This window comes from Serratia sp. 1D1416 (assembly GCF_003641105.1).
In the GTDB taxonomy this organism is placed as follows: Bacteria; Pseudomonadota; Gammaproteobacteria; order Enterobacterales; family Enterobacteriaceae; genus Serratia; species Serratia ficaria.
In genome coordinates, this window is record NZ_CP032738.1 from 4,950,578 (window position 1) to 4,977,360 (window position 26,783).

25 protein-coding genes and 2 tRNA genes are annotated in these 26,783 nt (G+C 61.7%); 14 read left to right on the forward strand and 13 right to left on the reverse strand.

The window, feature by feature from the left end; all coding sequences use genetic code 11:
• Nucleotides 1-89 precede the first annotated feature (89 nt).
• The 3 genes from D7I37_RS24025 to D7I37_RS24035 form a co-directional block, all read right to left on the reverse strand.
• On the reverse strand, nt 90-461 hold the full coding sequence (locus D7I37_RS24025) for a RidA family protein (protein ID WP_129544495.1): 372 nt from the start codon (nt 459-461) through the stop codon (nt 90-92).
• Nucleotides 445-1,260 carry an alpha/beta hydrolase gene (locus tag D7I37_RS24030; RefSeq protein WP_061797397.1) on the reverse strand — a complete coding sequence of 272 codons (816 nt, stop codon included), beginning with the start codon at nt 1,258-1,260 and terminating at the stop codon, nt 445-447. The genes D7I37_RS24025 and D7I37_RS24030 overlap by 17 nt, the downstream gene beginning before the upstream one ends.
• Before the next feature lie 152 nt (nt 1,261-1,412).
• Entirely contained in the window at nt 1,413-2,321 is a 909-nt protein-coding gene (locus tag D7I37_RS24035) for a LysR family transcriptional regulator (protein WP_061797398.1), read from the reverse strand.
• Between the two features lie 99 nt (nt 2,322-2,420).
• Here D7I37_RS24035 and D7I37_RS24040 point away from each other — a divergent pair, with 99 nt between their 5' ends.
• The 3 genes from D7I37_RS24040 to gabD all read left to right on the forward strand — a co-directional run bounded on the left by D7I37_RS24040 (nt 2,421) and on the right by gabD (nt 5,630).
• Nucleotides 2,421-3,038, forward strand: a complete 618-nt coding sequence (locus D7I37_RS24040) for a glutathione S-transferase (RefSeq protein WP_061797400.1) — start codon at nt 2,421-2,423, stop codon at nt 3,036-3,038.
• A gap of 5 nt (nt 3,039-3,043) precedes the next feature.
• Nucleotides 3,044-3,958, forward strand: coding sequence for a pyridoxamine 5'-phosphate oxidase family protein (locus tag D7I37_RS24045; protein WP_095098198.1), 915 nt, complete (start codon nt 3,044-3,046; stop codon nt 3,956-3,958).
• 196 nt (nt 3,959-4,154) lie between these two features.
• The gene (gabD, locus tag D7I37_RS24050) at nt 4,155-5,630 is read left to right on the forward strand and encodes an NADP-dependent succinate-semialdehyde dehydrogenase (protein ID WP_129544496.1); all 1,476 of its coding nucleotides are present in this window, start codon (nt 4,155-4,157) and stop codon (nt 5,628-5,630) included.
• A gap of 140 nt (nt 5,631-5,770) precedes the next feature.
• On the opposite strand, the gene D7I37_RS24055 is transcribed toward gabD, so the two are convergent.
• On the reverse strand, nt 5,771-6,166 hold the full coding sequence (locus tag D7I37_RS24055) for a cupin domain-containing protein (RefSeq protein ID WP_061797404.1): 396 nt from the start codon (nt 6,164-6,166) through the stop codon (nt 5,771-5,773).
• A 210-nt stretch (nt 6,167-6,376) separates the two neighbouring features.
• Between D7I37_RS24055 and D7I37_RS24060 the strand changes: the two genes are divergently transcribed.
• From D7I37_RS24060 to D7I37_RS24070, 3 genes are all read left to right on the forward strand, one after another.
• On the forward strand, nt 6,377-7,270 hold the full coding sequence (locus D7I37_RS24060) for a LysR family transcriptional regulator (protein WP_061797406.1): 894 nt from the start codon (nt 6,377-6,379) through the stop codon (nt 7,268-7,270).
• Between the two features lie 587 nt (nt 7,271-7,857).
• Nucleotides 7,858-10,230 (forward strand): glucose/quinate/shikimate family membrane-bound PQQ-dependent dehydrogenase, encoded by a 2,373-nt coding sequence (locus D7I37_RS24065; protein ID WP_061797407.1) that lies wholly within the window; start codon nt 7,858-7,860, stop codon nt 10,228-10,230.
• A gap of 300 nt (nt 10,231-10,530) precedes the next feature.
• Nucleotides 10,531-10,710 (forward strand): hypothetical protein, encoded by a 180-nt coding sequence (locus tag D7I37_RS24070; RefSeq protein ID WP_061797409.1) that lies wholly within the window; start codon nt 10,531-10,533, stop codon nt 10,708-10,710.
• Here the strand turns inward: D7I37_RS24070 and D7I37_RS24075 are convergent.
• Together D7I37_RS24075 and D7I37_RS24080 are read right to left on the reverse strand one after the other, a co-directional pair.
• Complete coding sequence (locus tag D7I37_RS24075) at nt 10,691-11,959, reverse strand: MFS transporter (protein ID WP_129544497.1); 1,269 nt, start codon at nt 11,957-11,959, stop codon at nt 10,691-10,693. The two genes, D7I37_RS24070 and D7I37_RS24075, sit on opposite strands and share 20 nt — an antisense overlap.
• A gap of 81 nt (nt 11,960-12,040) precedes the next feature.
• Nucleotides 12,041-13,348 (reverse strand): alpha-glucosidase/alpha-galactosidase, encoded by a 1,308-nt coding sequence (locus D7I37_RS24080; protein WP_061797412.1) that lies wholly within the window; start codon nt 13,346-13,348, stop codon nt 12,041-12,043.
• Nucleotides 13,349-13,547: 199 nt separating this feature from the next.
• Between D7I37_RS24080 and D7I37_RS24085 the strand changes: the two genes are divergently transcribed.
• The gene (locus D7I37_RS24085; RefSeq protein WP_095100191.1) at nt 13,548-14,372 is read left to right on the forward strand and encodes an AraC family transcriptional regulator; all 825 of its coding nucleotides are present in this window, start codon (nt 13,548-13,550) and stop codon (nt 14,370-14,372) included.
• A 3-nt stretch (nt 14,373-14,375) separates the two neighbouring features.
• Here D7I37_RS24085 and D7I37_RS24090 read toward each other — a convergent pair whose 3' ends face one another.
• From D7I37_RS24090 to D7I37_RS24100, 3 genes are all read right to left on the reverse strand, one after another.
• Nucleotides 14,376-15,824: an EmmdR/YeeO family multidrug/toxin efflux MATE transporter gene (locus D7I37_RS24090; RefSeq protein WP_061797414.1), complete on the reverse strand. Its 1,449-nt coding sequence runs from the start codon at nt 15,822-15,824 to the stop codon at nt 14,376-14,378.
• 156 nt (nt 15,825-15,980) lie between these two features.
• On the reverse strand, nt 15,981-16,181 hold the full coding sequence (locus D7I37_RS24095) for a hypothetical protein (protein ID WP_061797416.1): 201 nt from the start codon (nt 16,179-16,181) through the stop codon (nt 15,981-15,983).
• A gap of 121 nt (nt 16,182-16,302) precedes the next feature.
• Nucleotides 16,303-16,989: a cysteine hydrolase family protein gene (locus D7I37_RS24100; protein ID WP_061797418.1), complete on the reverse strand. Its 687-nt coding sequence runs from the start codon at nt 16,987-16,989 to the stop codon at nt 16,303-16,305.
• Nucleotides 16,990-17,151: 162 nt separating this feature from the next.
• On the opposite strand from D7I37_RS24100, the gene D7I37_RS24105 reads away from it, so the two are divergent.
• Entirely contained in the window at nt 17,152-18,129 is a 978-nt protein-coding gene (locus tag D7I37_RS24105) for a GlxA family transcriptional regulator (RefSeq protein ID WP_061797420.1), read from the forward strand.
• A gap of 13 nt (nt 18,130-18,142) precedes the next feature.
• On the opposite strand, the gene D7I37_RS24110 is transcribed toward D7I37_RS24105, so the two are convergent.
• Nucleotides 18,143-18,436: a YicS family protein gene (locus tag D7I37_RS24110; protein ID WP_242502734.1), complete on the reverse strand. Its 294-nt coding sequence runs from the start codon at nt 18,434-18,436 to the stop codon at nt 18,143-18,145.
• Between the two features lie 110 nt (nt 18,437-18,546).
• Nucleotides 18,547-18,768 (reverse strand): DNA polymerase III subunit theta, encoded by a 222-nt coding sequence (locus D7I37_RS24115; RefSeq protein ID WP_061797423.1) that lies wholly within the window; start codon nt 18,766-18,768, stop codon nt 18,547-18,549.
• Nucleotides 18,769-18,949: 181 nt separating this feature from the next.
• On the opposite strand from D7I37_RS24115, the gene D7I37_RS24120 reads away from it, so the two are divergent.
• Nucleotides 18,950-19,750, forward strand: coding sequence for a MetQ/NlpA family ABC transporter substrate-binding protein (locus D7I37_RS24120; protein ID WP_061797425.1), 801 nt, complete (start codon nt 18,950-18,952; stop codon nt 19,748-19,750).
• 149 nt (nt 19,751-19,899) lie between these two features.
• On the opposite strand, the gene D7I37_RS24125 is transcribed toward D7I37_RS24120, so the two are convergent.
• A tRNA-Ser gene (locus D7I37_RS24125) sits at nt 19,900-19,989 on the reverse strand.
• Between the two features lie 92 nt (nt 19,990-20,081).
• Here D7I37_RS24125 and mtfA point away from each other — a divergent pair.
• A complete protein-coding gene (gene mtfA / locus D7I37_RS24130) occupies nt 20,082-20,870 on the forward strand; it encodes a DgsA anti-repressor MtfA (RefSeq protein WP_061797427.1) in 789 nt (262 codons plus the stop codon).
• 102 nt (nt 20,871-20,972) lie between these two features.
• A tRNA-Asn gene (locus D7I37_RS24135) sits at nt 20,973-21,048 on the forward strand.
• Nucleotides 21,049-21,108: 60 nt separating this feature from the next.
• Here the strand turns inward: D7I37_RS24135 and D7I37_RS24140 are convergent.
• Complete coding sequence (locus D7I37_RS24140) at nt 21,109-22,131, reverse strand: LacI family DNA-binding transcriptional regulator (protein WP_231922070.1); 1,023 nt, start codon at nt 22,129-22,131, stop codon at nt 21,109-21,111.
• Nucleotides 22,132-22,367: 236 nt separating this feature from the next.
• Between D7I37_RS24140 and D7I37_RS24145 the strand changes: the two genes are divergently transcribed.
• The 3 genes from D7I37_RS24145 (at nt 22,368) to D7I37_RS24155 (ending at nt 26,776) form a co-directional block, all read left to right on the forward strand.
• On the forward strand, nt 22,368-23,396 hold the full coding sequence (locus D7I37_RS24145; RefSeq protein WP_061797431.1) for an ABC transporter substrate-binding protein: 1,029 nt from the start codon (nt 22,368-22,370) through the stop codon (nt 23,394-23,396).
• A 78-nt stretch (nt 23,397-23,474) separates the two neighbouring features.
• Entirely contained in the window at nt 23,475-25,703 is a 2,229-nt protein-coding gene (locus D7I37_RS24150) for an iron ABC transporter permease (RefSeq protein WP_129544498.1), read from the forward strand.
• Entirely contained in the window at nt 25,700-26,776 is a 1,077-nt protein-coding gene (locus D7I37_RS24155) for an ABC transporter ATP-binding protein (protein ID WP_061797432.1), read from the forward strand. The genes D7I37_RS24150 and D7I37_RS24155 overlap by 4 nt, the downstream gene beginning before the upstream one ends.
• Nucleotides 26,777-26,783: the final 7 nt, after the last annotated feature.

The window sequence follows — 26,783 nt, forward strand, 5'->3', positions numbered from 1 at the left end:
AATGGCGGCGGTGGCTGAATTAACAATTTCAAGCACAGGTAAGCCTTAGTTCACTATGGAATTAACTGAAACAACGCCTGAAAAAACAATCAGGCGATGGCGCTGACGGTAATCTCTATTTTCATGCCGGGCACCACCAGATTTTCGACAATAACGGTGGAACGGTTAGGATACGGATAGTTGAAATATTCAAGATAAATGTCATCGAGCAATTTAACGTCGTTAACGTCGGTCAAATAAATAATGACCTGCAACACGTTATCGGAATGGCTATTTGCCGCCTTTAGCGTCTGAGCCAGATTATCGAACGTCAGGGTTATTTGTTTTTCCGGCGCTCCGGTTTCTATGCTGCCGTCGGCCCTGACCGGCCCGTGGGCGGTAAACAGCATGCCCCCGCCCTGGGTGGCCCAGGAAAAAGGCTGGCCGATGTCGGGCAGCCCGGTATCAATGACCTTGCGCATGCTGAAGTTCCTCATGGTTGCCAAGTTGGCGGATCAACGCGCCGTCGGCGGCGAACAGCGCATCCAGAATGGTGTAATGATTGGCGCCGGGCACCGCGTTCAGGCCGGCCCGCAGCCCGCGCTCCCGCAGCGCGGCGTGATAGTGCCGCGATTGGCCGATCAGCTCCGGCAGCTCCGCCGCGCCGTAGAACAGCGTCATGGGCTTGATGCGTTCGGGGATGTTGCGCGCCGGGCTGAGCGTCAAGATTTGCCGCCCGGTCAACTGCAGCGCCCGGTTGACATAGCAGTTCAACAGCGGCTCCAGCTCGAAGATGCCGCTGATGGGCAAGACCGCGTCGACCGCAGCATGGTGCTGCCACAGGCTGGCCAAATGGCCGCCGGCGGAATGGCCGCACAGGTAAACCGGCCGCCGGGGCCGCGGCGGCAGACGCCGTTGAATAACGTCCAGCGCCGCCCCCAGCTGGCGGCATATATCGTCCAGAGAAGCCACGGGGGCCAGCGCATATTCCACCAGCACCACGTCAAAACCGAGCGCCAACGGCGCCGGCGCAATAAAAGCGAAATCTTCTTTACTGCAAAACTGCCAATAACCGCCGTGAATAAAAATTAACGTCCCCTGCGTATTTCCGGCGGAATAAAACCAGTCGAAAACTTCTCGCGGAGAGTCGCCATAGGGAATGTTTTTATCATGCCGACCATTTCGATAAACCTCTCGACTGCGCGATTGAAATGAAGCCAGAATTTCACCTTCATTTTCCACCGTCGAACCGTTGTCATAACTCCCCGGCATAAGTTTCATATATTAAACTTCGTTTATTATTTAAGAAGTGAGTTAACTATTAGCAATCACTAAAAATATTGTCAAGACGGCTGCATCAGCAATGCGCGCCCGACAATATAAATCTTGAATTCCGCTCGAAAAGTTCAACCAGCGAAACGTATTGCGCTTATTTAAACCGGCGGCCCGGCCTGAATTTGCGGTAATCGGCTCAGCCGCTGGAAGGCGTAATCCCAAAAGGTGCGCACCTTCAGCGGCATCCGTTGTACATGCTGCGCCACCAGCTGTACCGGCATCGGCAGCGGTTCAAACGCCGGCAGCAGCCGCACCAGCGCGCCGGCGGCCAGATCGTCCGCCACCTGATAAGACAGCAAACGGGCGATGCCTTTGCCGGCGCGCGCGGCCAGCAGCTGAGTTTCCACCTCGTTGAGCAGCAGCCGGGGCGTCAGGCGCACCCGTTCGCCGTTTTCCTGCGGGCCGAAGCGCCATTCGCGCAGCGAAGGCCGCTGGGTGCCGACGATGGTGTCGTGATCTGCCAGCTGCGCCGGCGTCAGGGGTTCACCGCGGCGCGCCAGATAAGCCGGGCTGGCGACCGTGACCCGGCTGACCTGCCCCAGCCGGCGCGCCACCCGCGAAGAGTCCTGCTGGTGACCGATGCGCACCGCCACGTCCAACCCCTCGTCGATCAGCTCGAGGTTGCGATCGTTGAGCACCATTTCAATCTGCATCTGCGGGTAGTCGTCGAGAAACGCCATTACCACCGGCGCCACGTGCATGCGGCCGAACTGCACCGGCGACGTAATGCGCAGCAGGCCGCTGAGCTGGCTATCGGCGGTATCCAGCACCGCCGCGTGATAATCCTGCAGCAGCAGCTGCGCGCGCTCCGCCAACCGCAGCCCGGCTTCGGTCGGCGCCAGCCGCCGGGTGGTGCGTTCCACCAGCCGGGCGCCAAAACGCTGCTCCAGCGCGGCGATGGCCCGGGTGACCGCCGGCGCGGAACGCCGCAGCTTGCGCCCGGCGGCGGCCAGGCTGCCGTGCTGGATCACCGCCACAAATATCGCCAGCTCGTCCAATCGGTCCATAGACTGTTCCATAAAGTGAAATTATCAATTTCTACATTGCCGGATTCACGTCACCGAATGCAAGAGTATGCTGTTGGAAAACGAACGAGGAGACACATTATGTCCACCATCAAGCTGTACGGCACGCCACTTTCCGGCCACGCCCACCGCGTGGCGCTGCTGCTGCGCATGCTCGACCTGCCCTATGAATGGGTCGAGGCCGCGGCGGCGATGCGCCAAAGCGCGGCGTTTCGCCGCCTCAATCCGTTCGGCCAGATCCCGGTGCTGCAGGACGGCGAACTGACGCTGGCCGACAGCAACGCCATACTGGTGTATCTGGTGAAACGCTACGCGCCGGGCAGCCACTGGCTGCCTGAACAGCCGCTGGCGGCGGCGCAGGTGCAGGAATGGCTGTCGAAAGCCGCCGGCGAGGTGCGCTATGGCCCGGCGTCCTGCCGGCTGATCGCGCAGTTCTCCGCGCCGGAGGATTATCAGGCGGCGTTGGCGATCAACGACCGCTTCCTGCCGCAGATGGAGCGGCATCTCGGCGATCGCCAATATCTGGCGACCGAGCGGCCGACCATCGCCGATCTGGCCTGCCACAGCTACCTGGCGGTGGCGGCGGAGGGCGGCGTCTCGCTGGCGCCTTATCCGGCGATCCAGCGCTGGATCGCCCGCATCGCCGCGCTGCCCGGCTTTTTCGCCATGCCGGCGCTGCCAGAACCCGCTGCGAGCTGAAGCCGATGACCGGCCCGGTATTTCACCCCGACGAATTGCGCGCCCAGACGCTGGCCGGTTTCGACCGCGTGGGGAGCGGCATCTACGACGCCATGCCCGAGCAGCACCGGGAGTTCTTCGCCGCGCTGCCCTATCTGTTCGTCGCCACGCTGGACGATAACCGCTGGCCGGTCGCCACGCTGTTCAGCGGGCCGCCGGGGTTTCTGCGCACCCCGGACGACCGGCACCTGCGCATCGGCGCGCCGCGCCGCGGCGACGATCCGGCTCAGGCGATGCTGCTGCCCGGCAAACCGGTCGGCGCGCTGGGGCTGGACTTCAGCAACCGGCGGCGCAATCGGGTCAACGGCGTCATCAGCCGCACCGACAAAAATCGGCTGGAGATCGCGGTGCGGCAAAGCTTCGGCAACTGTCCGCAGTATATTCAGCGTCGTGAGCTGTACCCGGCGGCGGGCGTTGCGCAGCCGATCGAGCATCTCGGCGCGCTGGACGCGGCGGCGCAGGCGCTGATCCGCCAGGCCGACACCTGCTTCGTCGCCAGCGCCGCGCACCTTGAGCTGGCGCAGGGCGGCGTCGACATTTCGCACCGCGGCGGCCGGCCGGGGTTTATCCATCTGGCCGGCGCCAGCTTGTGGATGCCGGATTTTCGCGGCAACCGTTATATGAATACGCTGGGCAACCTGCTGGCCGAGCCGCGCGCCGCGCTGCTGTTTATCGATTTCGAACGCGGCGACGTGCTGCATTTGCAGGGGGAAACGGAGATCCTCTGGCGGCCGGAACGCGGCCCGGGGGTCGAGGGCGCCGAACGCTACTGGCGATTTGATGTCCGCAGCGCATGGCGTTTTAAGGCGGCGTTGCCCTGGCGGGGGCGCAACCGGGAATACTCGCCGGCGACGCTCAGCACCGGCGTATGGCCCGGCTGAAACAACAAGCCCCGCGTCGGCCTGATAAAACTGGCGAAAATAACTCAGCCGCTCAAAGAACAGGCGGCCTTGCTGCGCATGCGGCAAATGGCTTTCTTGTCGGGCTTGACCCAACGACGCCGCAAAAATTTGCTAGGGTGAAGGGTGTCGTATGGGGCAGACCACCCTGTGTTGAATTCTGCAAAGGAAGATACCGATGAGCACTCACTTTTCCGCCACCCTCAAGGATCCCGCACTGTTCCGCGAGGCCAACTACATCGACGGGCAATGGCTGCCGGTTAAAGACGGCCAGGCGATCGAAATCCGCAATCCCGCCAGCGGCGAACCGGTCGGCCAGGTGCCGGCCTTCGGCGCCGAAGAAACCGCCCGGGCGATCGCCGCCGCCAGAAAGGCCCAACCCGCCTGGCGCGCGCTGACCGCCAAAGAGCGCGCCGGCAAGCTGCGCAAGCTGTTTGAACTGATGATGGAAAATCAGGACGATTTAGCGCGCATCATGACCGCAGAACAGGGCAAACCGCTGGCGGAAAGCCGCGGAGAGATAGCCTATGCGGCGTCCTTTATCGAATGGTTCGCCGAAGAAGGCAAACGGGTGTACGGCGACACCATCCCGCAAAACCAGCCGGGCCGACGCATCATCGTGCAAAAAGAGCCGATCGGCGTGTTCGCCGTCATTACCCCGTGGAACTTCCCGGCGGCGATGATCACCCGCAAGGCCGGCCCCGGTTGGGCGGCCGGCTGTACCGGGGTGATCCGTCCCGCCAGCCAGACGCCGTTTTCGGCGCTGGCGATTGCCGTGCTGGCCGAGCGCGCCGGGCTGCCCGCCGGCGTGTGCAACGTGATCACCGGCCCCAGCAAGGCCATCGGCGGCGAGCTGACCGCCAACCCCGACGTGCGCAAGCTGTCTTTCACCGGCAGCACCGAGGTGGGCGCGCAGCTGCTGGCGCAGTGTGCGCCGACCATCAAAAAGACCAGCATGGAGCTGGGCGGCAATGCGCCCTTTATCGTGTTCGACGACGCCGATCTGGATGCCGCGGTCGCGGGGGCGGTGGCGTCAAAATACCGCAATGCCGGCCAGACCTGCGTCTGCACCAACCGTTTCCTGGTGCAGGACGGCGTGTATGACGCCTTCGCCGCCAGGCTGAAAACTGCTGTGGAACGGCTGAAGGTCGGCAACGGCATGGACGACGGCGTCACCATCGGCCCGTTGATCAATCGGGAGGCGGTGGAGAAAGTCAGCGAGCATATCGCCGACGCCGTCAAACACGGCGCCTCGGTGCTGCTGGGCGGCAAACCGCACGCGCTGGGCCATAACTTCTATGCCCCGACCATCCTGACCGGGGTACCGCGCGAGGCCAAAATCTTCCGCGAGGAAACCTTTGGCCCGGTCGCCCCGTTGATCCGTTTCACTCATGAAGACGAAGCCATCGAACTGGCCAACGACACGCCGTTCGGCCTGGCCGCTTATTTTTACAGCCGCGATATCGGCCGGGTAATGCGCGTGGCCGAAGCGCTGGAATACGGCATCGTCGGCATTAACGAAGGGTTGATATCCACCGAGGTGGCGCCGTTCGGCGGCATGAAAAACTCGGGGCTGGGGCGTGAAGGGTCGAAATACGGCATCGAGGACTATCTCGAGATCAAATACCTGTGTCTCGGCGGCCTGAGCGACTAACAGGACACTAAGATGGAGTTCTCCCCCGCGGCTCCGCATCCTCTCGGTTGGAACGTCGCCGATCCCTTCGGCAACCGGCGGCGCTTCGCGAGCGAGCGTAACGCCACAAGCCCTGCCGGCAACGCCGGCAGGGCTCGATGCTATCCCTGATACTGCGCGTCGCTGACCTTTTCCATCCAGGTCACCGGGCTGCCGTTCAGCGACTCGGCGATGGCGATATGGGTCATGGCGGTGTCGGGCGTCGCCCCGTGCCAGTGCTTCACCCCTTCCGGGATCCAGACGATATCGCCCGGGTTCATTTCCTGAACCGCTTCGCCCCACACCTGGATCCAGCCGCGCCCCTGGGTGACGATCAGCGTCTGGCCGAGCGGATGGGTATGCCAGGCGGTGCGGGCGCCGGGTTCGAAGGTGACGGTGGCGCCGCCTACCCGGGCCGGTTCGGTGCCGGCGAAGGGCGCGTCGATGCGCACCTGGCCGGTAAAGTAGTTCTCCGGGCCGCGTTGGGAAGGCAAGGAACCGCTGCGTTGAATCTTCATTTTTTTCCTCCGCGTCGGCACGGGTTGCCGGCGCTGACAGTGACAAGATAATGGGATGCGCTGACGAAAAGATACCGCCGACAGCCGATGGGCGCTAGCCAGCAAAATACGCAAGGAGCTATGAGTAAAACTCATGAATCAGCGGATGTGCCCCTCCGCGCCAGGGTATAGAATACCGAGATGAATTTTCGCCAGCCTGCGGGAGCCGGGATGTTAAAAGAGAACTTCAGCGACTTGATTTCTTTTCTGGTGGTGGCCAGAGAGCGCAGCTTCACCAGGGCGGCGGCAAAGCTCGGCGTTTCGCAATCGGCGCTCAGCCACGCCATCAGGGGGCTGGAAGAGAGGCTGGAACTGCGGTTATTGACCCGCACCACCCGCAGCGTGGCCCCCACCGAGGCCGGAGAGCGGCTGGTGAACAACATCGGCCCGCACTTTGCGCAAATTGAGAGCGAGCTCGACGCCCTGAGCGAAATGCGCGATCGCCCCGCCGGCAATATCCGCCTCACCGCCGGGGAACATGCCGTTGATTCGGTGTTGTGGCCGGTGCTGCGATCGTTTCTCGCCGACTATCCGGATATCAACGTGGAAATCACCGTCGACAACAGCCTGACGGATATCGTCGCCGGGCGCTTCGACGCCGGCATTCGTCTGGGCGAGCAGGTGGCGAAGGACATGGTCGCCGTGCGCATCGGGCCGGAAATGCGCATGGTACCCATCGCGTCGCCGGCTTACTTTGCACAATTCGGCGTGCCCAACGGCCCGCAGGATCTGCAGAATCATCGCTGCATCAATATGCGCTTGCCCACCATGGGCGGGCTCTATGCCTGGGAGTTCGAACGCGACGGCCGCGAAATCAAGGTGCGGGTCGACGGCCAGCTGACCTTCAACAGCCTGCGCCAGAGGATCGACGCCGCGCTGTTTGGCCTCGGCATCGCCTTTGTGCCGGAAGACACCGTGACGCAAGAGCTGGCGAGCGGCCGCCTGCGCAAGGTGCTCGAGGCGTGGTGTCCGGCGTTCCCCGGCTACTACCTCTATTATCCCAGCCGCAGGCAGCACACCACCGCCTTCGCGCTGTTGGTCGACGCGCTGCGCTACCGGGCTTAACGCCCTTTTACTGCGCTATCCGCCCCGGCACCGTCACCAGCGCCTGATTGGCCCTGCGCGCTTCGGCGCTGAAACGCGCCTCCAAGGCAAACGCGCCTCGGGGCGGTTGACAACGGAATAACCTATACTCGATGCAGGATGCGTTTCTCTTCCCGTTTAGCGTCATGTACAAGGAGCAACAGATGGCTATTCACGATCCGCGATGGGTTACCCTTTCATCACCCGTGGGCTTCGCCCATGCCTGAAAAACTTCACCGAGGCGAGCGCGGAGCCGCGCCGGCGGGGGGATGGTTTTGGCAAGGAAATATCTGGGAATTGACACTCGCCGACGGCATCGGGATACTCTCGCCCCGGTGCACCCGGCGCAGCGGCAAACGTTGTCCATCATGACGGCCGCTGGGAGGCGTCGGGGTGCGGCCAGGGTGAACGCGCCACCCTGTCTTCAGGCTTTGAATAAGGCAAAGCACCATTAGGCTAATGCGCGGGACGGTATTCACGTCACCCTATTTAGCGAGAAACCGCGTGTTTTTCTGGATTTAGCTTAATCTCTAAATCGGGGACTTTTCATTTTTGGTAAGGGTATTGCTATGCAAAATAAAGCGTCATTATCGCCGCTGCTCATCCTGACGGCGCTATTTGCCGCCCTGAGCGGGCTCTATCTGCTCGGGGGCGGCATCTGGCTGGCCAAGCTGGGCGGTTCGCTGTATTACATCATCGCCGGCCTGGTGCTGCTGCTGACCTCATGGCTGCTGTTCCGCCGCCGCGCGACCGCGCTGCTGCTGTACGCGGTATTCCTGCTCGGCACCACCGCCTGGGCGCTGTGGGAAGTGGGCCCGGACTTCTGGGCGTTGACGCCGCGTCTGGACGTCACCTTCTTCTTCGGCCTGTGGCTGGTGCTGCCGTTTATTTACCGTCGCCTGATTGCCAACGGCAAACTGGCCTATGGCGCGCTGAGCGCCGCGCTGGTGATCACGGTCGTCGCCCTGGCCTATTCGGTGTTTAACGATCCGCAAGAGATCAACGGCACCCTGGACGCGGCGCAGGTACAGCCCACCGACGCGACGGCCGCCGACTGGCCGGCCTATGGCCGCACCCAGGAAGGCACCCGTTACTCGCCGCTGAGCCAGATTAACGACAAAAACGTCGGCCAGCTGCAGGAAGCCTGGCGCTTCCAGACCGGCGATCTGAAGACCGCCAACGATCCGGGCGAAATCACCAACGAAGTCACCCCGATCAAGATCCGCGATACGCTCTACCTCTGCACCCCGCACCAAAAGCTGTTCGCTCTGGACGCGGCGACCGGTAAGCAGAAATGGCTGTTCGACCCGCAGCTGAAGTTCGATCCGACCTTCCAGCACATCACCTGTCGCGGCGTGTCTTACCATGAAACCGCCGCCGCCGCGGGCGCTGCCGCCGGCGCCGCTCCGGCGCTGTGCGCGCGTCGCATCATCCTGCCGGTCAACGACGGCCGCCTGTTCGCACTGGATGCCGACAGCGGCAAACGCTGCCCGGACTTCGCCAACAACGGCGAACTGAACCTGCAGAGCAACATGCCGTACGCGACGCCGGGGCACTATGAACCGACTTCGCCGCCGGTGATCACCGACAAAGTGATCGTCATCGCCGGCGCGGTGACCGACAACTATTCGAATCGCGAACCTTCCGGCGTGATCCGCGGTTTCGACGTCAACAGCGGCAAGCTGCTGTGGGCATTCGATCCGGGCGCCAAGGATCCGAACGCCATTCCGGCGGACGAGCATCACTTTACCCCGAACTCGCCGAACTCATGGGCGCCATCCGCCTATGACGCCAAGCTGGACATCGTCTACCTGCCGATGGGGGTCACCACGCCGGATATCTGGGGCGGCGACCGTACGCCGGAAATGGAGCGTTACGCCAGCGGCCTGTTGGCGCTGAACGCCACCACCGGCAAGCTGGTTTGGTTCTACCAGACGGTGCACCACGATCTGTGGGATATGGACGTACCGGCGCAGCCAACGCTGGCGGACATCACCGACAAGAGCGGCAACAAAGTGCCGGTGATCTACGTGCCGACCAAAACCGGCAACATCTTCGTGCTGAACCGCACCAACGGCGAGCTGGTGGTGCCGGCGCCGGAGAAACCGGTGCCGCAGGGCCCGGCCAAGGGCGATCGCCTGTCGCCAACCCAGCCGTTCTCCGAGCTGACCTTCCGTCCCGAGAAGAAACTGACCGGCGCGGACATGTGGGGCGCCACCATCTACGACCAGCTGGTCTGCCGGGTGATGTTCCACAGCCTGCGTTACGAAGGCACCTTCACCCCGCCTTCCGAGCAGGGTACGCTGGTATTCCCGGGTAACCTCGGCATGTTCGAATGGGGCGGCCTGTCCGTCGACACCGACCGCCAGATCGCCATCGCCAACCCGATAGCGCTGCCGTTCGTTTCCAAACTGATCCCACGCGGCCCGGGCAACCCGATTGAGCCGCCAGAGGGCGACAAAGGCGGCAGCGGTAGCGAATCCGGCGTGCAGCCGCAGTACGGCGTGCCGTTCGGCGTGACCCTGAACCCGTTCCTGTCGCCGTTTGGCCTGCCGTGCAAACAGCCGGCCTGGGGTTACATTTCCGCCGTTGACCTGAAAACCAACGACATCGTGTGGAAAAAACGCATCGGCACCGTACGCGACAGCTCGCCGTTGCCGCTGCCGTTCAAAATGGGCATGCCGATGCTGGGCGGGCCGGTTTCCACCGCCGGCAACGTCTTCTTCATCGGCGCCACCGCAGACAACTACCTGCGCGCCTTCAGCGTAACCAACGGCGAGAAGCTGTGGGAAGCGCGGCTGCCGGCCGGCGGCCAGGCGACGCCGATGACCTATGAGGCCAACGGCAAGCAATACGTGGTGATTTCCGCCGGCGGTCACGGTTCGTTCGGCACCACGCTGGGCGACTATATCGTGGCCTACGCGCTGCCTGACGCGAAATAACCGCTGCAGTAATGCGACCCAGAGCACGCCGCCCGGCGTGCTCTTTTTTTATCCCCGCCCGGCAATAAAATATTACGCCATTGTTGATAATGATTATCATTTGCAATATTATGTCTGCGTTGGCCCCGGCAGTGGCCGACAATCATTCTCCACATCACAGGCAGTAAACAGTCGGCCGCCTTCGGGCGGCCTTATTCGGAGGCACATGGTCAGGCATATCCCCCAGCGGCAAGACAAGGCTCGGCACACATCGCCAATGCATCGCCCCATCCGCGACGGCGGCGAACGGGAGAAATCCGCATGATCCCGCAGCCCTTTACCGCCATGCTGATGTTCGCCTATGTGCTGCTGATGGTGCCGGTGCTGTATGCGATAGACAGCCGTCTGGGCGCCAGCCGGCTGGTGCGCAAAGCGGTGCAAAACGTGGTGATCATCGTGCTGACGCTGCTGTTTTTCGGCGCTATGACGCTAGGGTATTGAAAGGCCCCTGCGGCGCGCCCTCCTCTTTCAACACCGTCACCTTGCCGCTCAGGGTGAACGCGGAGAGCAGCGTAAACAGCAAGGCGACGCAGCCCAGGATCAGATAGGACGTCTTGAAGCCGTAACTGACGTACATCAGGCCCGCCGCATAGGACATGCCGATGGCCGACAGCTGCTTGAAGAAGCAAAATCCCCACAGGTAAATCGACGCCGAGAGGTTGACGTTAAACTGCGTGGTGATGTATTTGAACACCCCCACCAGCAGGAACGGCACCTCGAACATATGCAGGGTTTTCAATACGATCACCGCCGCCACCGACTCCGCCATCGACGAACCGATAATCCGCACCGACATGATGATCCCGGCGATCAACAGCGCGTTCTTGCCGCCGATGCGGTTAATGATCAACGGCGCGAAGAACATGATGAAGGCGTTGAGGAACTCGCCCAGGGTGGTCACATAGCCGAAGGCCTGGGTTCCGGCGTGGCGATCGCTGAAGAATGAGGTGAAAAAGTTGGCGAACTGCTGGTCAAACACGTCATACACGCAGGCGACGCCGACGATGTACATCACCAGGCACCAGAACTTGCGCATCTTGAGCAGGTTCAACGCCGCCTTGAGTTTGGGCGGCTGGTGGTTCAACGCCAGCCCCTGCGCCACCGTCAGGGTGTTGTTTTGCTCCGGTTTGAACAGCAACAGCAGCCCGGCCAGCACCAGCGCAAAGCTGGAGGCCAGCCAGAAAGCAAATTGGTTGTTGATGGTAAACATGTAACCGACGATCGAAGCGCACACCGCCCAGCCGATGCAGCCAAACAGCCGCGCCCGGCCATATTCGAAGCGGCTGCGCCGACTGACCTTTTCGACGTAGGCTTCGATCGCCGGCGACCCGCCGCTGCACACCGCCCCGAGATAAATGCCGCACAGCAGCGCGCCCAGGCCAAAGTTGTTGCGCAGCAGCGGTGAAAACACGTAAATAAACAGCGGCGCCAGGAACAGCAGCAGGAAAATGATCATCCACAGCAGGTGCTTCTTCAGGCCGAACCTGTCGGTGACAAAGCCGAAGATCGGCTGAAAAATCAGCGCGAACAGCGCCATGCTGGCGAACACCAGCCCGGTTTGCCGCTGGTCGAGCTGGTTGACGTCATGCAGCCAGATCGGGAAAAACGGCAGCACCGCGCCGAGGATGAAAAAATAGAAAAAACAGAAGGCACCGAAGATCCAGAAATTCTTGTTTTTCAAATAAAACATGGCTCACCATCCCATTTTTGACGGCGCAGGAGGCCCTGCGCCTTGTGCGTTATCGAGGCGGTAAATGCGTTCGGTTAACCTTTAGTGGTAGGCGGGCAGCCAGCTGCCGTGCGCTTCGATCAGTTCGTCGCACAGGCTGCGAATGTCGTCGATCGACAGCTCGGCCGAGGTATGCGGATCCAGCAGCGCGGCGTGATAGACGGCCTCTCGCTTGCGCGTCACCGCCGCCTCGATGGTCAACAGCTGGGTATTGATGTTGGTGCGGTTCAGCGCCGCCAACTGTTCCGGCAGGCGCCCGACGTGGCAGGGCGTAATCCCCTGCCCGTCCACCAGGCACGGCACTTCGACGCAGGCCTCCGCCGGCAGGTTGGCGATCAGGCCGGCGTTGAGCACGTTGCCGCCAATCTTGTACGGCCGGTCGGTTTCTATCGCCTCGATGATATAAGAGGCATATTCGTGGGTGCGGCTGTGGCTCAGGGTGGCGTCATGGGTCAACGCCAGTTTCTGCTGCTGCCAGCGGTCGATCTGCTCGATACAGCGACGCGGGTATTCGTCCAGCGGGATATTGAAGCGCTCGATCAGTTCCGGGTAGTGGCGCTTGATCCAGTACGGCATGTATTCGGCGTTGTGCTCGGATGATTCGGTAACGTAATAACCGAAGGTTTTCATGATCTCATGGCGCACCATATCGTCGTGCTTGCCCTGCAGGGCGTTGGCGCGGCGTTTGATCTCCGGATACAGATCTTCCCCGTGGCGGCGAATATCCAGCAGCCAGGCCATGTGGTTAATGCCGGCGATATGGAACTGCACGTCGTCGGTGGGCATGTCCACGCTTTTCAACAGGGTTTCCGCGCACACCTGCACGCTGTGGCACAGGCCGACGGTTTTCACCCCGGTATGGCGCAGCATCGCGCCGGTCAGCGCCGCCATCGGATTGGTGTAGTTCAACAGCCAGGCGTCGGGGCAAACCTCTTCGATATCGCGAGCGAAATCGAACAGCACCGGGATGGTGCGCAACGCGCGGAAGATGCCGCCGATCCCCAGGGTGTCGGCGATGGTCTGCTGCAGGCCGTACTTTTTGGCAATCTTAAAGTCGGTGATGGTGCAGGGATCGTAACCCCCAACCTGAATGGCGTTCACCACATAGTGGGCGTTTTTCAGCGCCGCACGGCGATTTTCCACCCCGAGGTAGCGCCCGATACGCGCCCTGCCGGCGTTGATGTTGCGGTTGATATTGCTCAACATGGCGAAGGATTCATCCAGCCGGGCGCTGTCGATGTCATACAGCGCAATCTCCACCTCTTTCAACGCCGGGGTCGCCATGATGTCGCCGAGCACGTTCTTGGCGAAAATGGTGCTGCCTGCGCCCATAAATGTCACTTTAATCATCGTCTGTCTCCGCTGCTGCTGTTTTCGATGGCTTGAAACTACCCGGCGGCGGTGACCCGGTATAGGGATAAATGTGACCTGATTATGGCGAAAAATGACGCCGGTCAAAAACTGTGAGCTGAGTCTGAGTCTGCCGAGCGCGCCGTTCGCCGGCGGCGGCTACACTGTCAACGAGAACAAAAAGTGTGGAGACTGCCTGATGCACAAGAGTTTTACCCTGAGCCACACCGATAACATCGAACTGAACCTGTATCAGTACGGCGAGGAAAATTGCGCGAAAGGACACAGCTTCGGCCCCGCCGTGCGGCGGCACTATCTATTTCATTATGTGATAAGCGGCCACGGCGTTCTGCACAGCGAATTCGGCGCGTTTCCGGTTGCCGCCGGCGAAGGTTTCCTGATCTATCCGCAGGATGTCACCACCTATTGCGCCGACCCGCGGGATCCCTGGCACTACATGTGGCTGGAGGTGGACGGGCTGATCGCCGGCAAGATGTTCGAAGAGTGCCGCCTGAGCCGCCGCGCCCCGGTTTACCGCCCCGCAGAGTACGGCGATGAGCCCGATACCCTGCGCTATCTGCGGCAAATCATCGCGCAGGGCGAGCGCCACCGCTTGACGGCGATCGGCCTGTGCTACCTGTTTTTCTCCGCGCTGGTGACCAGCACGCCGCAGGGCGCCGCCGAGCGGCAGAGCGACCGCGCGCAGCACCTGCGCAAGGCGGTGAAATACCTTGAAAACCGCTACCATGAGCCGCTGACCGTCGCAGGCCTGGCCGCCTACTGCAATCTCAACCGCAGCCACCTGTGTCGGCTGTTCAAACAGGAGTTCGGCGTCGGGCCCAAGGAGTATCTGCTGAAACTGCGCATGAACATCGCCGTCAGCCTGCTGTGCAACAGCCAGACGGCGATCAAAGTGGTCGGCATTTCGGTGGGTTATGAAAACCAGCTGCACTTCTCCAAGGCCTTCAAGCAGGTGTATGGCCTGTCGCCCGCCAAATGGCGGCTGCAGAATCAGCCGGCCTGAGGGTCAGCCGCCGGGCCGCTCTTGCGCGGCCGCCCTTTTAACCCGCGGATATTTCTGCAGCCAGCGGCCGCTGACCATGCGCCAATAGAACAGCGCGCCGCGCACCGCCCAGTCGAAGAACATGCCGAGCCACACCCCCACCACGCCCATGCCCAGCACGATGCCCAGCGTATAGCCGGCCACCACCCGGCAACCCCACATGCCCAGCATCGACACCCACATGGCGAAACGGGCGTCGCGCGCGCCCTTCAACCCGGCGGGCAGTACCCAGGAGGCGGCCCAGATCGGCATAAAGGCGGCGTTGAGCCAAATCAGCACCTTCACCACCTCTTTCACGTCATCCTGTTGGGTATAAAAGGCGGCGAACACCCCGGCCAGCGGCGCGGTGCCCCAGGCAATGGCCGTCAGCCCGAGGGTCGACAGCCAAAATATGTGGCGCAGCTGGCGTTCCGCCTGGCCGATCTGCCCTTTGCCCAGCCGCCGGCCCACGATGATGGTCGACGCCGATCCCAGCGCATTGCCCGGCAGGTTGATCAGCGAAGCGATGGAGAAGGCGATAAAATTGCCGGCGATGACGTTGGTGCCCATCCCGGCGACAAACATCTGGGTCAGCAGTTTACCGCCGTTGAACAATACCGATTCGATGCTGGCGGGTATGCCGATCCCCAGCACCTCCCACAGGATATTCAGCTTCAGCGGGGTAAAATAGCTTTTCAGCGTGATGTGCAGCGCCGGATTAAACCCGATCATCAGCACGTAAATAATCGCGGCGGCGCCGATATAGCGCGAAATGGTCAGCCCCAGCCCGGCGCCGACAAAGCCCAACCCGTCCCAGCCCAGCATGCCGTAAATCAGTATGCTGCTGATGATGATATTGAGAATGTTCATGCCGCCGTTGATCAGCAGCGGAATTTTGGTGTTGCCCGCCCCGCGCAGCGCGCCGCTGCCGATCAGCGCAATCGCCGCCGCCGGGTAGCTCCACACCGTGGTTTGCAGGTAAGACAGCGCCAACGCCTTGACCTGCGGCGTGGCCGCCCCGGCGATGACGTCGATAATCCGCTCGCCCGCCAGGTGAATGCCCGCCGCCAACAGCAGCGAGACCAGGGTCATCAGCACCAGCGACTGGCGCGCCGCCGCCCGCGCCCTTTTGCGATCCCGCTTGCCCAGGCTGAAGGCCACCACCACGGTGGTGCCCAGATCCACCGCGGCGAAGAAGGCGATGATCACCATATTGAAGCTGTCCGCCAGCCCGACGCCGGCCATGGCTTCCTTGCCGATCCAACTGACCAGGAAGGTGCTCAGCACCCCCATCAGCAGAACGCAGGCGTTCTCCATAAAGATCGGCACCGCCAGCGGCGTGATTTCGCGCCAGAACAGCACCCGGTAGCTCTTGCGTTTGGCGTACCAGGGCGTGTTTTCCACGCGCTGGCGCAGTGCGGCATATAAATTCAAGATGGGCTCGCGGGATAAAAGTGAAACTTCATTTCAAATGATGAGTGACAAACCGTTACCCTGCAAAGAATTTTTTAGCCGATTCACGCGCGGCAGCAAAAATCGGGGCGATGGCACGTGGGCGAGCGGAAAAGCCCGGCAGCAACGGTTGGCCGCTTAGCGCCGGGCGCCGCTGACCTTGGTCGCCCGGGCGGGGTTGCCGGCGACGAATTCGAGGGTGGGCGAGTAGTAGAACGGCAGCCAGGCGTTATAGCCGCTTTCCCACTCCCATTTGACCGGGCAGGGCCACAGCATGTCTTCATGCAGGATGTAATAAATCCACCGCCCGTGCGGACGGCGCGGTTTAAGCGTTTTCATAAACAGTGTCTGAGCGGCCTGGTGCGTTGCGATAGGGTTCACCGCCGCATTTTACCGCGATTCGCCGCGGGGGGACAGCCCGCTTTGCCGGCCCAGACCGGCCGGCATGAGGATAACGGCGTTAGTTTACCGGCAGCGCCAGCACCCGATCGGTGCTCATGATTTCGGCGAACACGTCGGCGACGCCGGCCAACGCGGCGCGCTGCAGGTCCGCATGGCTCACCACCTGATGGTCCCAGGTCGCCAGACTGCGGGTGGCGGTGGCGTCCGCCGGAATAATCACCTGATACCCCAGCGGCACCGCATCGCGCGCCGTCGAGGAAACGCACATGTGAGTCATCAAGCCGCTGACGATCAGCTGCCTGACGCCCGCCTGTTTTAACTGCCGATCCAGATCGGTGCCGACAAACGAGCTGGGCGTCGCTTTGGTAATCACCTTATCCCCGGCGGCGGGCTGCAGGTCCGGATGGAACGCGGCGAACTGGCTGCCTTCGGCGAACAGCGGGCCGTTGGCCGGGCCAAGATGGCGCACGAAGAATACCGGCATATGATGCCGATGGGCGAACGCCACCAGCCGCTGGGTATGCTTTAACGCCTTGAGGCCGTCGGGGATCGGCATCTTGCCGATAAAGTATTCATTCTGGAAATCAATCACCAGCAACGCCGTGGCGTTGGCCGGCAGGCTTTGAGTGGCCTGGGCGCCGCTCAGGGTGCGGATGGTCGGCGCCGTTTGCGCGTCGGCGGCGAAGCCGAGGCCGGAGGCCGCCATCGACAGCGTCAACGCACCGCAGGCAATCAGTTTTTTCATTTTCGGTTATCCTTGTGAGGTAAGAAAAACCGCGGACAATCCGCCGCGGGGACAGGATCAATTTTGCGGGTTGCGGCGCGGCGGCAACAGATACTCCAGTCACCAAAAACGATACCATCGGGCCAAATTTTCGCGGACGGTGCATCATCAGAAGGAAGCAACATGTCACCCCTCAACGTGGCTATCGTGGTCTTTAACGACATCATCCCGTTTCATCTTTCGGTGCCCTGCGCGGTGTTCGAAAAGGCGCTGGACGCCAAGGGCGAGGCCGCCTACCGGCTGATGATTTGCGCCACCGAACCCGGGCCGCTGCGCACCAACGCCGGCTTTTCCATTATCGCGGAACAGAGTTTGGCGGCATTGGCGCAGGCCGACATGGTGATCGTGCCCAGTTGGAGCACCCCGGACATCCCGCCGCCGCCGGCGCTGACCGACGCCCTGCTCGCCGCCCACGCGCGCGGGGCGCAAATTGTCGGCCTGTGCATGGGCGCCTTTGTGCTGGCCGCCGCCGGCCTGCTCGATGGCCGGCCGGCGACCACCCACTGGCACTGGATGGCGGATTTTCTGCAGCGTTATCCGCGGGTGTCGGTAGACAAAAACGTGCTGTACGTGGACGACGGCGATATCGTCACCTCGGCGGGCACCGCCGCCAGCATCGATTGCTGCCTGCATCTGGTGCGCCGCCACTGCGGTGCGGAGACGGCCAACGCGGTGGCCAGACAATTGGTGGTGCCGCCGCATCGTCAGGGCGGCCAGGCGCAGTTTATCGAACAGCCGGTGTATAACACCGCCGGTGGCGATCGGTTCATGCAAACGCTGAATTGGGCAACGGAAAACCTGCGGCAGCCGCTGACGCTGGACGCGCTGGCGGCCAGGGCCTGCATGAGCCGCCGCAGCTTCACCCGGCGCTTTCAGCAAACCACCGGCACCACCTTCATGCAGTGGCTGCTCAACCAACGGTTGGCGATGGCGCAGCGTTTTTTGGAGAAAACCGATCAGCCCGTCGAGCGTATCGCGCAGGCCGCCGGCTTCGCCACCGCGCTGTCGATGCGCCGCCATTTTCAACGACAGTTCAAGACGTCGCCTTCGCTGTACCGCAAGGAGTTTCGGTTAACCGAGGCACCGGCCGGAACAGGGTGAAATGGCCGCCCGATCAGGATGCCGGGCACTGCACCTTGGCGAGAGCATCCCGATAATTCTTCTCGTTTTTGCGCTCTATCGCCACCGTGGCCTCGCGGATATGCTGCTTATTGTCGCCAACGGACAGTATTTTGTTCGCCCAGTCGTTATCGGACGTTCCCGCTTGTTGACGGCAGACTTTCTTCAGCTCGGCCATCACCTGCTGTTTATGTTGCTCAAACTGCAGGGATTGCAATGCGGATTCAGCCAGCGCATTGCCGGAAGCCAGCAGGCAGACCCACAGTAAAAGTTTTCTTGATGCGGCCACGGAACGCTCCTTGGTTCAGGAAGGGTAAGATAGCTTTAACTATATGTTCTCCCTAAACAATGCGCAAACGGCGCAGCGAGCGGCAGCCCTGCGCCGCCGGTGACGATGGCTCAGCCGTTGATTTTTTCGGGGGGCAGCCGTTGCGCCACCTGGCGGTAGTGCTCCAGACGCTGTTTGAAATAGTGCCGCAGATGCTCGGGCTGCTCGGCCTCCACCAGCGCGGGCGTCACCGGCAGGTTCAACCGCTCCTTGCCCGCCACGCAGCTGGCCGCAATATCCGCATGCAGTTTGCCGACGTAATTGCCCGAATAACCCCGATAGTAAAGTGACATGCCGCCCCCTGAAGACCTCTAAATTTCGAGGCCGCATCCGCGCAGGGAACCAGCCTCAACCCACCGTAATATAACCAAGTATATAACGATCTTCCAGCGCCGCCGCCGGATGAGAAGCGATATACAGCCGGAAAGGGATGTAATAGTATCCATCAATCATGATCTCAGGAGAGCGTAGTTGATGAAAAAGTTGATGTTTTCGGCGTTGGTAGCCACATCCGTTATTTTGTTGTCGGCCTGTTCGCCCGACAACGACAGCAAGATAAAGGTGGCGATCAATACCGGGCCGGATGAGGCTATCTGGCAGGAAGTGCAAAAGGTCGCGAAGAGCCAATACCAGCTGGATGTCGAGGTTATTTCCTTTAATGACTACGTTTTGCCCAATGAAGCCCTGAGAAATAAAGACGTCGACGCCAACGCTTTCCAGAGCCTGCCTTATCTGGAAGATCAATCGAAGGAGCGCGGCTATAAATTCGCCATTCTCGGCAAGACCTTTATTTTCCCGATCGCCGCCTACTCGCACAAAATCCGCAAGCTCAGCGAGCTGCAGGATGGCGCCACCCTGACCCTGTCCAACGAAGCCACCACCCTCGGCCGCAGCCTGCTGTTGCTGCAGGCACAGGGCTTGATCAAGCTGAAGGACGGCGTCGGCTACCTGCCCACCACGCTGGACATTGTCGAAAACCCGAAAAAGCTCAAGTTCGTGCAAGTGGATACGCCGCAGCTGACCCGCACGCTGGACGACCCTAACGTCTCGTTGTCGATCATCAACACCAATTTCTCGGCGCAGGCCGGTTTGTCCGCCGCGCGCGACGGCCTGTTTATGGAAGGCGTCGCCTCGCCTTACGTGAATGCGCTGGTGGTGCGAGCAGAGGATAAAGACAGTGAAAAACTGCAGAAATTGAAAGCGGCCTTCCAGTCGAAGGGCGTCGAGGACAAAGCGCGGGACGTCTATAAGGGCGACGCCATTAAGGCCTGGTAATCTTCACCGGCACGGCGAACGCGCCTGTGCCGGGTCAGCTATCCCCGGAGCTACTGCTTGACAAGGTGTTCGATGCGGGCGTACTGCGGTGGGGATGGGCTATCTGTGACCGGGATCGTTGAAAGATCACTACGTAAGTGATTGAATAATGGCGGAGAGAGGGGGATTTGAACCCCCGGTAGAGTTGCCCCTACTCCAGTTTTCGAGACTGGTCCGTTCAGCCGCTCCGGCATCTCTCCTGACAACGCTTGCTATCATGCCCCTTTTTGCGGCATTTTTACAGTGTTAGCCTCCAGCCGAACGTTCAAGTGACCACTTTACGAGCAACCTGATGATTAAATGGCCGTGGAAAGCAAATCAACCCCAGGCGGATACGCAGGCCCAGTGGCAGGACGCGCTGGCGATCCCGCTGCTCTCGCCGCTGGACGAACAGGAACAGCGGCGGCTGGTGACGGTCGCCGGGCAAATCCTGCAGCAAAAACGCATCGTGCCGCTGCAGGGGCTGCAGCTGACGTCGCAAATGCAGGCGCGCATCGCGCTGCTGTTCGCCCTGCCGGTGCTGGAACTGGGGGCGGAATGCCTCGACGGCTTCAATGAAATCTTGCTCTACCCGTCGCCTTTCGTGGTGGAAGACGAGTGGCAGGACGATATCGGCCTGGTGCACTCCGGGCCGGTGGTGCAATCCGGCCAAAGCTGGGAACAGGGGCCGATCGTGCTCAACTGGCAGGACGTGCAGGATTCCTTCGATCTTTCCGGCTTTAACCTGGTGATCCACGAGGCGGTGCACAAGCTGGACATGCGCAACGGCGGCGTCGCTACCGGCATCCCCCCTATTCCGCTGCGCGAAATCGCCGCCTGGGAGCATGACCTGCACGCCGCCATGGACAGCCTGCAGGATGAAATAGACATGGTCGGCGAAGAGGCCGCCAGCATGGATGCCTACGCCGCCACCGATCCGGCCGAATGCTTCGCGGTGCTGTCGGAGTATTTCTTCAGCGCTCCCGAGCTGCTGGCCGAGCGCTTTCCGGCGCTGTACCAGCATTTTTGCCGCTTCTACCGCCAGGATCCGCTGGCGCGCCTGCTGCGGCTGCAGGCGGAATCCGACGCGCAGGCGCAGTAAATCGCCGCGCATTGCTCAGATACCGAGCAGTCGCGCCGTATTGGCCAATTTAGCGTTGACACGCCCGGGGCGGCTGGATATGATGCGCCCCGTTCACACGATTCCTCTGTAGTTCAGTCGGTAGAACGGCGGACTGTTAATCCGTATGTCACTGGTTCGAGTCCAGTCAGAGGAGCCATATTAAAGAAGCCCGCTCAGGGAAACCTGAGCGGGCTTTTTGCTGTTGGAACGCCCGGTTTCAAGCGCCGCGAATGGTGCCGCGCCAAACAAAATCGGCATGGTACAGCCGCGTTTCCCCCGGCATTTCCTGCCCTAACGCCGGCGGCATGTGTTCTTCCTTCGTCTCCTCCGCCACCAGCCACGACACCGAATCCTGCGCATACTGCATCACCGGTTGGGTAAAGGTGGTGAGGTTGTAGGAGGACCATGCCGCCTGCGGGATATCGTCGTAACCCGCGACGCAAAGGTCTTGCGGAATACGCAGCGCAAAGCGATGGCGCGCCTCATCCATAAAGCCACAGGCCAGCAGATCGGTCACGCAGAACACCGCATCGGGGCGCGTGCTGCGGGTCAATAACCGGTGCGCCAGGATCTGGCCGCTCTCATAGGAAGTGGTGCCGAAGCGTTCGACGCTCACCTGCAGCCCCGCCGCTTCCGCCGCCTGGATAAAACCGCGTTCGCGCGCCATCAGGCTCGGCGTGCCCGCCAGTGAATTGGCGAAGGCGATCCGTTTGCAGCCGGCGCGCACAAATGCCATCACCACCCTGCCGGCCGCTTCTTCGTTATCCAGATTGATGCTCAGAGATCCCGGTAAAACATCATCACGGTTAATCAGCACCAGCCGCTGGCCGTGCTTGTGGCACAGGCGCGCAATAGCGCTGTCCGGCATGCCGGAAAGCACAAAAGAGGCATCCGCCCGGAAGTTAATCGCCTGCTGCAACGCCTGTGAGACGCTGTCGTCAGACCGGTCGGTGTTAATCAGCATGGCGATTTTGCCCGCCTCCTGCAGATGCTGGGTCAACAATCGCACCAGGCTGGCCCGATAAGGCGTCGCCAACTCCGAAACGATCAGGCAGACGATGCCGCTGCGATTGCGCACCAATCCCCGCGCCAGATGATTGACGTGGTAACCCAACTCGGCGGCGGCTCGCATCACCTTTTCGCGGGTTGCCGCCGAAACGCTGGCGCCTGGCGTATAGGTTCGCGAGACGGCCGATCGGGAAACCCCGGCCAGCTCCGCCACGTCTTTCGCACTGATCATGTCCTTTTCCATAGCCCTGTTCACATCTCTCCGTTTCTCTTGCCGAGAAAAGTTTGCCGCAATTTGCAAAGCTGTGCAAATTTTTCACTGCGAAATTGTTTCATTTTTGTGACGAATGGTTTGAATTGTATTATAGCAAGATTGACAGCGCATTTTTTATCCTCTAGTTATTTGCACACACGTGCAAAGAAAATGGCGACAACGTATCGCCACCCTACACAACCAAGGAGAACACCATGCATCGCGTTACTCTGATGGCGGCCCTCGCCGCCGGCTCTGCGCTCTCAGCCCTGCCCGTTCACGCCGCCGGCAAACTGAATATGATCTGTTCCGCCGACGTCGTGGTCTGCGAGCAAATGACCAATCTGTTTGAGCAACAACACCCGAACATCAAAGTCAGTATGGTGCGCCTCTCCGCCGGGGAAGCCTACGCGCGTATTCGTACCGAAGCCCGCAACCCGCGCACCGACATTTGGTGGGCCGGTACGGGCGATCCGCATATGCAGGCCGCCGAAGAGGGCCTGACCCAACCCTATAAATCCCCGCTGCTGGACCAACAGCAAGACTGGGCGCGCAAGCAGGCCGCAAGCGCCGGTTACCGCACCGTGGGCGTCTATGCGGGCGCCCTCGGCTGGGGTTACAACACCAAACTGCTGGCGGAGAAAAAGCTCAAGGTGCCCGCCTGCTGGAGCGATCTGCTGGATCCGGCGTATAAAGGCGAGATCCAGATGGCCAACCCGAATTCTTCCGGCACCGCCTACAACACCCTCGCCACGCTGGTGCAAATCATGGGGGAAGATCCGGCCTTCGAGTACCTGAAAAAGCTCAACGCCAATATTTCGCAGTACACCAAATCCGGCTCCGCGCCGGTGAAAGCGGCGGCGCGCGGCGAAACGACCGTCGGCATCGTGTTTATGCATGACGCGGTGGCGATGCAGGTGGATGGTTTCCCGGTAAAAGCGGTGGCGCCCTGCGAGGGCACCGGGTTTGAAATCGGCTCCATGTCGATCGTCAAAGGCGCGCGCAACCTGGCCGACGCCAAGATATGGTACGACTGGGCGCTCGGCGCAGAGGCCCAGTCGCACATGAAAGACGCCAAATCCTTCCAGCTGCCGTCAAATCGCAACGCGGCGATTTCCGAATACGCACCGCGCTTCGAGAACATCAAACTGATCGATTACGACTTTAAGACCTACGGCGCCACGGACAAGCGTAAGGCGCTGCTCAGCCGTTGGGACAAAGAGATCGGCGCCAGCGCCCAATAATTCCCGTCGATTTCCCTTCTGAATGCCATGCGCCCTGCGATAACGCAGTGAAAGAACGATGAATTGATCGAGGTCACGATGAATACTCAAAACCGCCGCCTTGACGGGGCGCTGCTGCTCGGCGCGCTGGCATTGCTGGCGCTGCCCTGGTACAGCCAGGAATCCGGGTTCTTCGACTTTAGCTGGCTGAGTACGCTCTGGCGGGATCGGGAGAGCGCGCCATTGCTGTGGCAAATGCTGCATTTTCAGCGCCCCTGGCTGGCTGGCGCCGTGCTGTTGCTGGCGATTTGCGCGCTGGCTCGCCTGCGGCCCGTCGGCCGGCTGCGCACGCAGCTGCTGATGGGCGCCAGCGTCGCCGGCGTGCTGTTCCTGCTGTTTGAAGGCCATGCCATCGGCTACGGCGGCTGGAATTGGCAATGGAGCGAGCGGCTGTTCGGCGCGCTCAGCGACGGCCAACCGGCCTTTGGCGCCGGCGCCGTTCTGTTGCTCACCGCTTTTTTGCTGCTGTTCTCTTTTGGGTTGGCCGAGCGCGGCGTTCTGAAAGGCGACGCCTTTGTGGTGGCCGCGATTGTGCTGCTGGTGGCGTTGGTCAGCACCTTCGTGCTTTACCCGGTGTTGAGCATGTTTGTCGCCTCGGTGCAGGACGTGGAGGGATCGTTCAAGCCCGACGGCATGATAGCCAACATGCGGGATCCGGCGATTTGGAGCCTGGGCTGCCTGCGCGGCGGCAGCTGCGGCACCGCCTGGCGCACCCTGACGCTGGCCTTGATGAGCGCCGGCGGCTCAACGCTGCTCGGCCTGGCCTTTGCGCTCGCCGCCACCCGCACGCCGCTGCCGTTCAAGAAGGGATTGCGCCTGCTGACCGTGCTGCCGATCATCACGCCGCCGTTCGTGATTGGCCTGGCGCTGATGCTGCTGTTTGGCCGCGCCGGCGTGGTCACCGAACTGCTCGCCAACCTGTTCGGCATCGAGCCGGGTCGCTGGCTGTACGGCCTGACCGGCATTTGGATTGCCCAGGTGCTGTCCTTCACCCCGATAGCCTTTCTGGTGCTGATTGGGGTGGTCGAAGGGGTCAGCCCGTCGCTGGAAGAGGCTTCGCAAACGTTGCGCGCCAACCGCTGGCGCACCTTCCGCCATGTTTCACTGCCCCTGATGGCGCCCGGCCTGGCGAACGCCTTCCTGATCGGCTTTATCGAAAGCATGGCGGACTTCGGCAATCCGATGGTGCTGGGCGGCAGCCACGGCGTGCTGTCGACCGAAATATTCTTCTCGGTGGTCGGCGCGCAAAACGATCCTAGCCGCGCCGCGGTGCTGGCGGTCATCCTGCTGTGTTTTACCCTCGGCGCCTTTATTTTGCAGCGCCTGTGGCTGGCCGGGAAAAACTTCGCCACCGTGACCGGTAAAGGCGACTCCGGCACGCACTGCGGGCTGCCGCGCGGGCTGCGTTATGGCGTGTACGCGCTGGTGATCCCCTGGGGCCTGTTCACGCTGGTGGTCTACGGCATGATTTTGATCGGCGGTTTCGTGCAGTCATGGGGGCTCGACAACAGCCTGACGCTGGGGCATTACGCCCGCGCTTTCGGCTTCCACTGGCGCGACGGCCAGATCGTCTGGACCGGCGTGGCCTGGAACTCGTTCTGGACCACCCTGGAAATCGCCCTGATCGCCGCTCCGCTCACCGCCATCGTAGGCCTGCTCACCGCCTGGCTGATCGTGCGGCAAAAGTTTGCCGGCCGCCAGACATTCGAATTCATGCTGATGCTCAGCTTCGCCATTCCCGGCACGGTGATCGGCGTCAGTTACATTATGGCTTACAACCTGCCGCCGCTGGAGATCACCGGCACGGCGCTGATCCTGGTCGCCTGCTTCGTGTTCCGCAATATGCCGGTGGGGGTGCGCGGCGGCATCGCCGCCATGAGCCAGCTGGATCGCAGCCTGGATGAGGCGTCATTGACGCTGCGGGCCAACAGTTTCCGCACCCTGCGCAAAGTGATCTTGCCGCTGCTGAAACCCGCCATCAGCGCCGCCCTGGTGTACGCCTTCGTGCGTGCGATTACCTCCATCAGCGCGGTGATCTTCCTGGTCAGCGCCCAGTACAACATGGCCACCTCGTATATCGTCGGGTTGGTCGAAAACGGCGAGTACGGCGTGGCCATCGCCTACTCTTCGGTGCTTATCGTGGTGATGCTGGCGGTGATCCTCACCTTTCAGCTGTTGGTCGGCGAACGCCGCCTGCGCCGCGCCGTCCGTGTCGCCACGCCGCCGGTCTCGCCCTCGTCGGCCCTACATCAGGAGAATGCCGCATGACTGCCATTCGTTCCGGCTCGGTGGTGTTTGAAAACGTCACCAAACAATTCGCCGACTTCATCGCCCTGCCCGGTCTGTCACTCAGCGTCGAACCGGGTACGCTGGTAACCTTGCTCGGCCCTTCCGGCTGCGGCAAAACCACCACGCTGCGCCTGCTGGCCGGCCTGGAGCACCCAACGTCGGGGCGCATCCTGATTGGCGGCAAGGAGGTTACGCATTTGCCCGCCAACGAACGCGACGTCGCGATGGTGTTCCAGTCCTACGCGCTGTTCCCGCACATGAACGCGCTGGACAACGTGATGTACGGCCTGCTGGCCAGCGGCCTGTCGCGCAAGGAGGCCCAGGCCCGGGCGCATGACGGCCTCAAGCTGGTCGGGCTGGAAAACATGGGCCGGCGCCTGCCCGCGGAGCTGTCCGGCGGCCAACAGCAGCGCATCGCCGTGGCGCGCGCGCTGGTGTTGGAGCCGCAGGTGCTGCTGCTCGATGAGCCTCTGTCCAACCTTGACGAGCGGCTGCGCCGCCGCGTGCGTACCGAAATCCGCGAATTGCAGCAGCGCCTCGGCTTTACCGCCGTGTACGTGACTCACGATCAAGAAGAGGCTCTGGCGGTCTCCGATAAAATTATCGTCATGAAAGAAGGGCATATTGCTCAGCAGGGCGCACCCCAGGAGCTTTACCACTCCCCGGCTTCGGTGTTTATCGCCGATTTTATGGGCGAGGCCAATATTCTGCCCTGCGACATCGAACGGGTGGAGAATGGCGAGGCGCTGATCACCCTCGGCAGCCGCCAATACCGGGTGCCGGGTGCGCAGGCTCGCCCCGGCGCGGCGCAGCTCTCGGTGCGCCCGCAGTTTATCACCCTGCAGGCCGGGCACAGCGGCGCCCTGAACGGCGAAGTGACCCACAGCACCTGGCTGGGCGACCATATCGAATATGAAGTGAAGACCGAGCTCGGCGCGCTGTTTATCGTCGACGTGCAGATGGAACGCCAACTGCCGCCGGCCACCCGCGTGGCCGTGGATTTCAAATCTCAGGGGCTGGCGCTGATCGCCCGGCCATCCGCAACGCGTTAAGGACCTT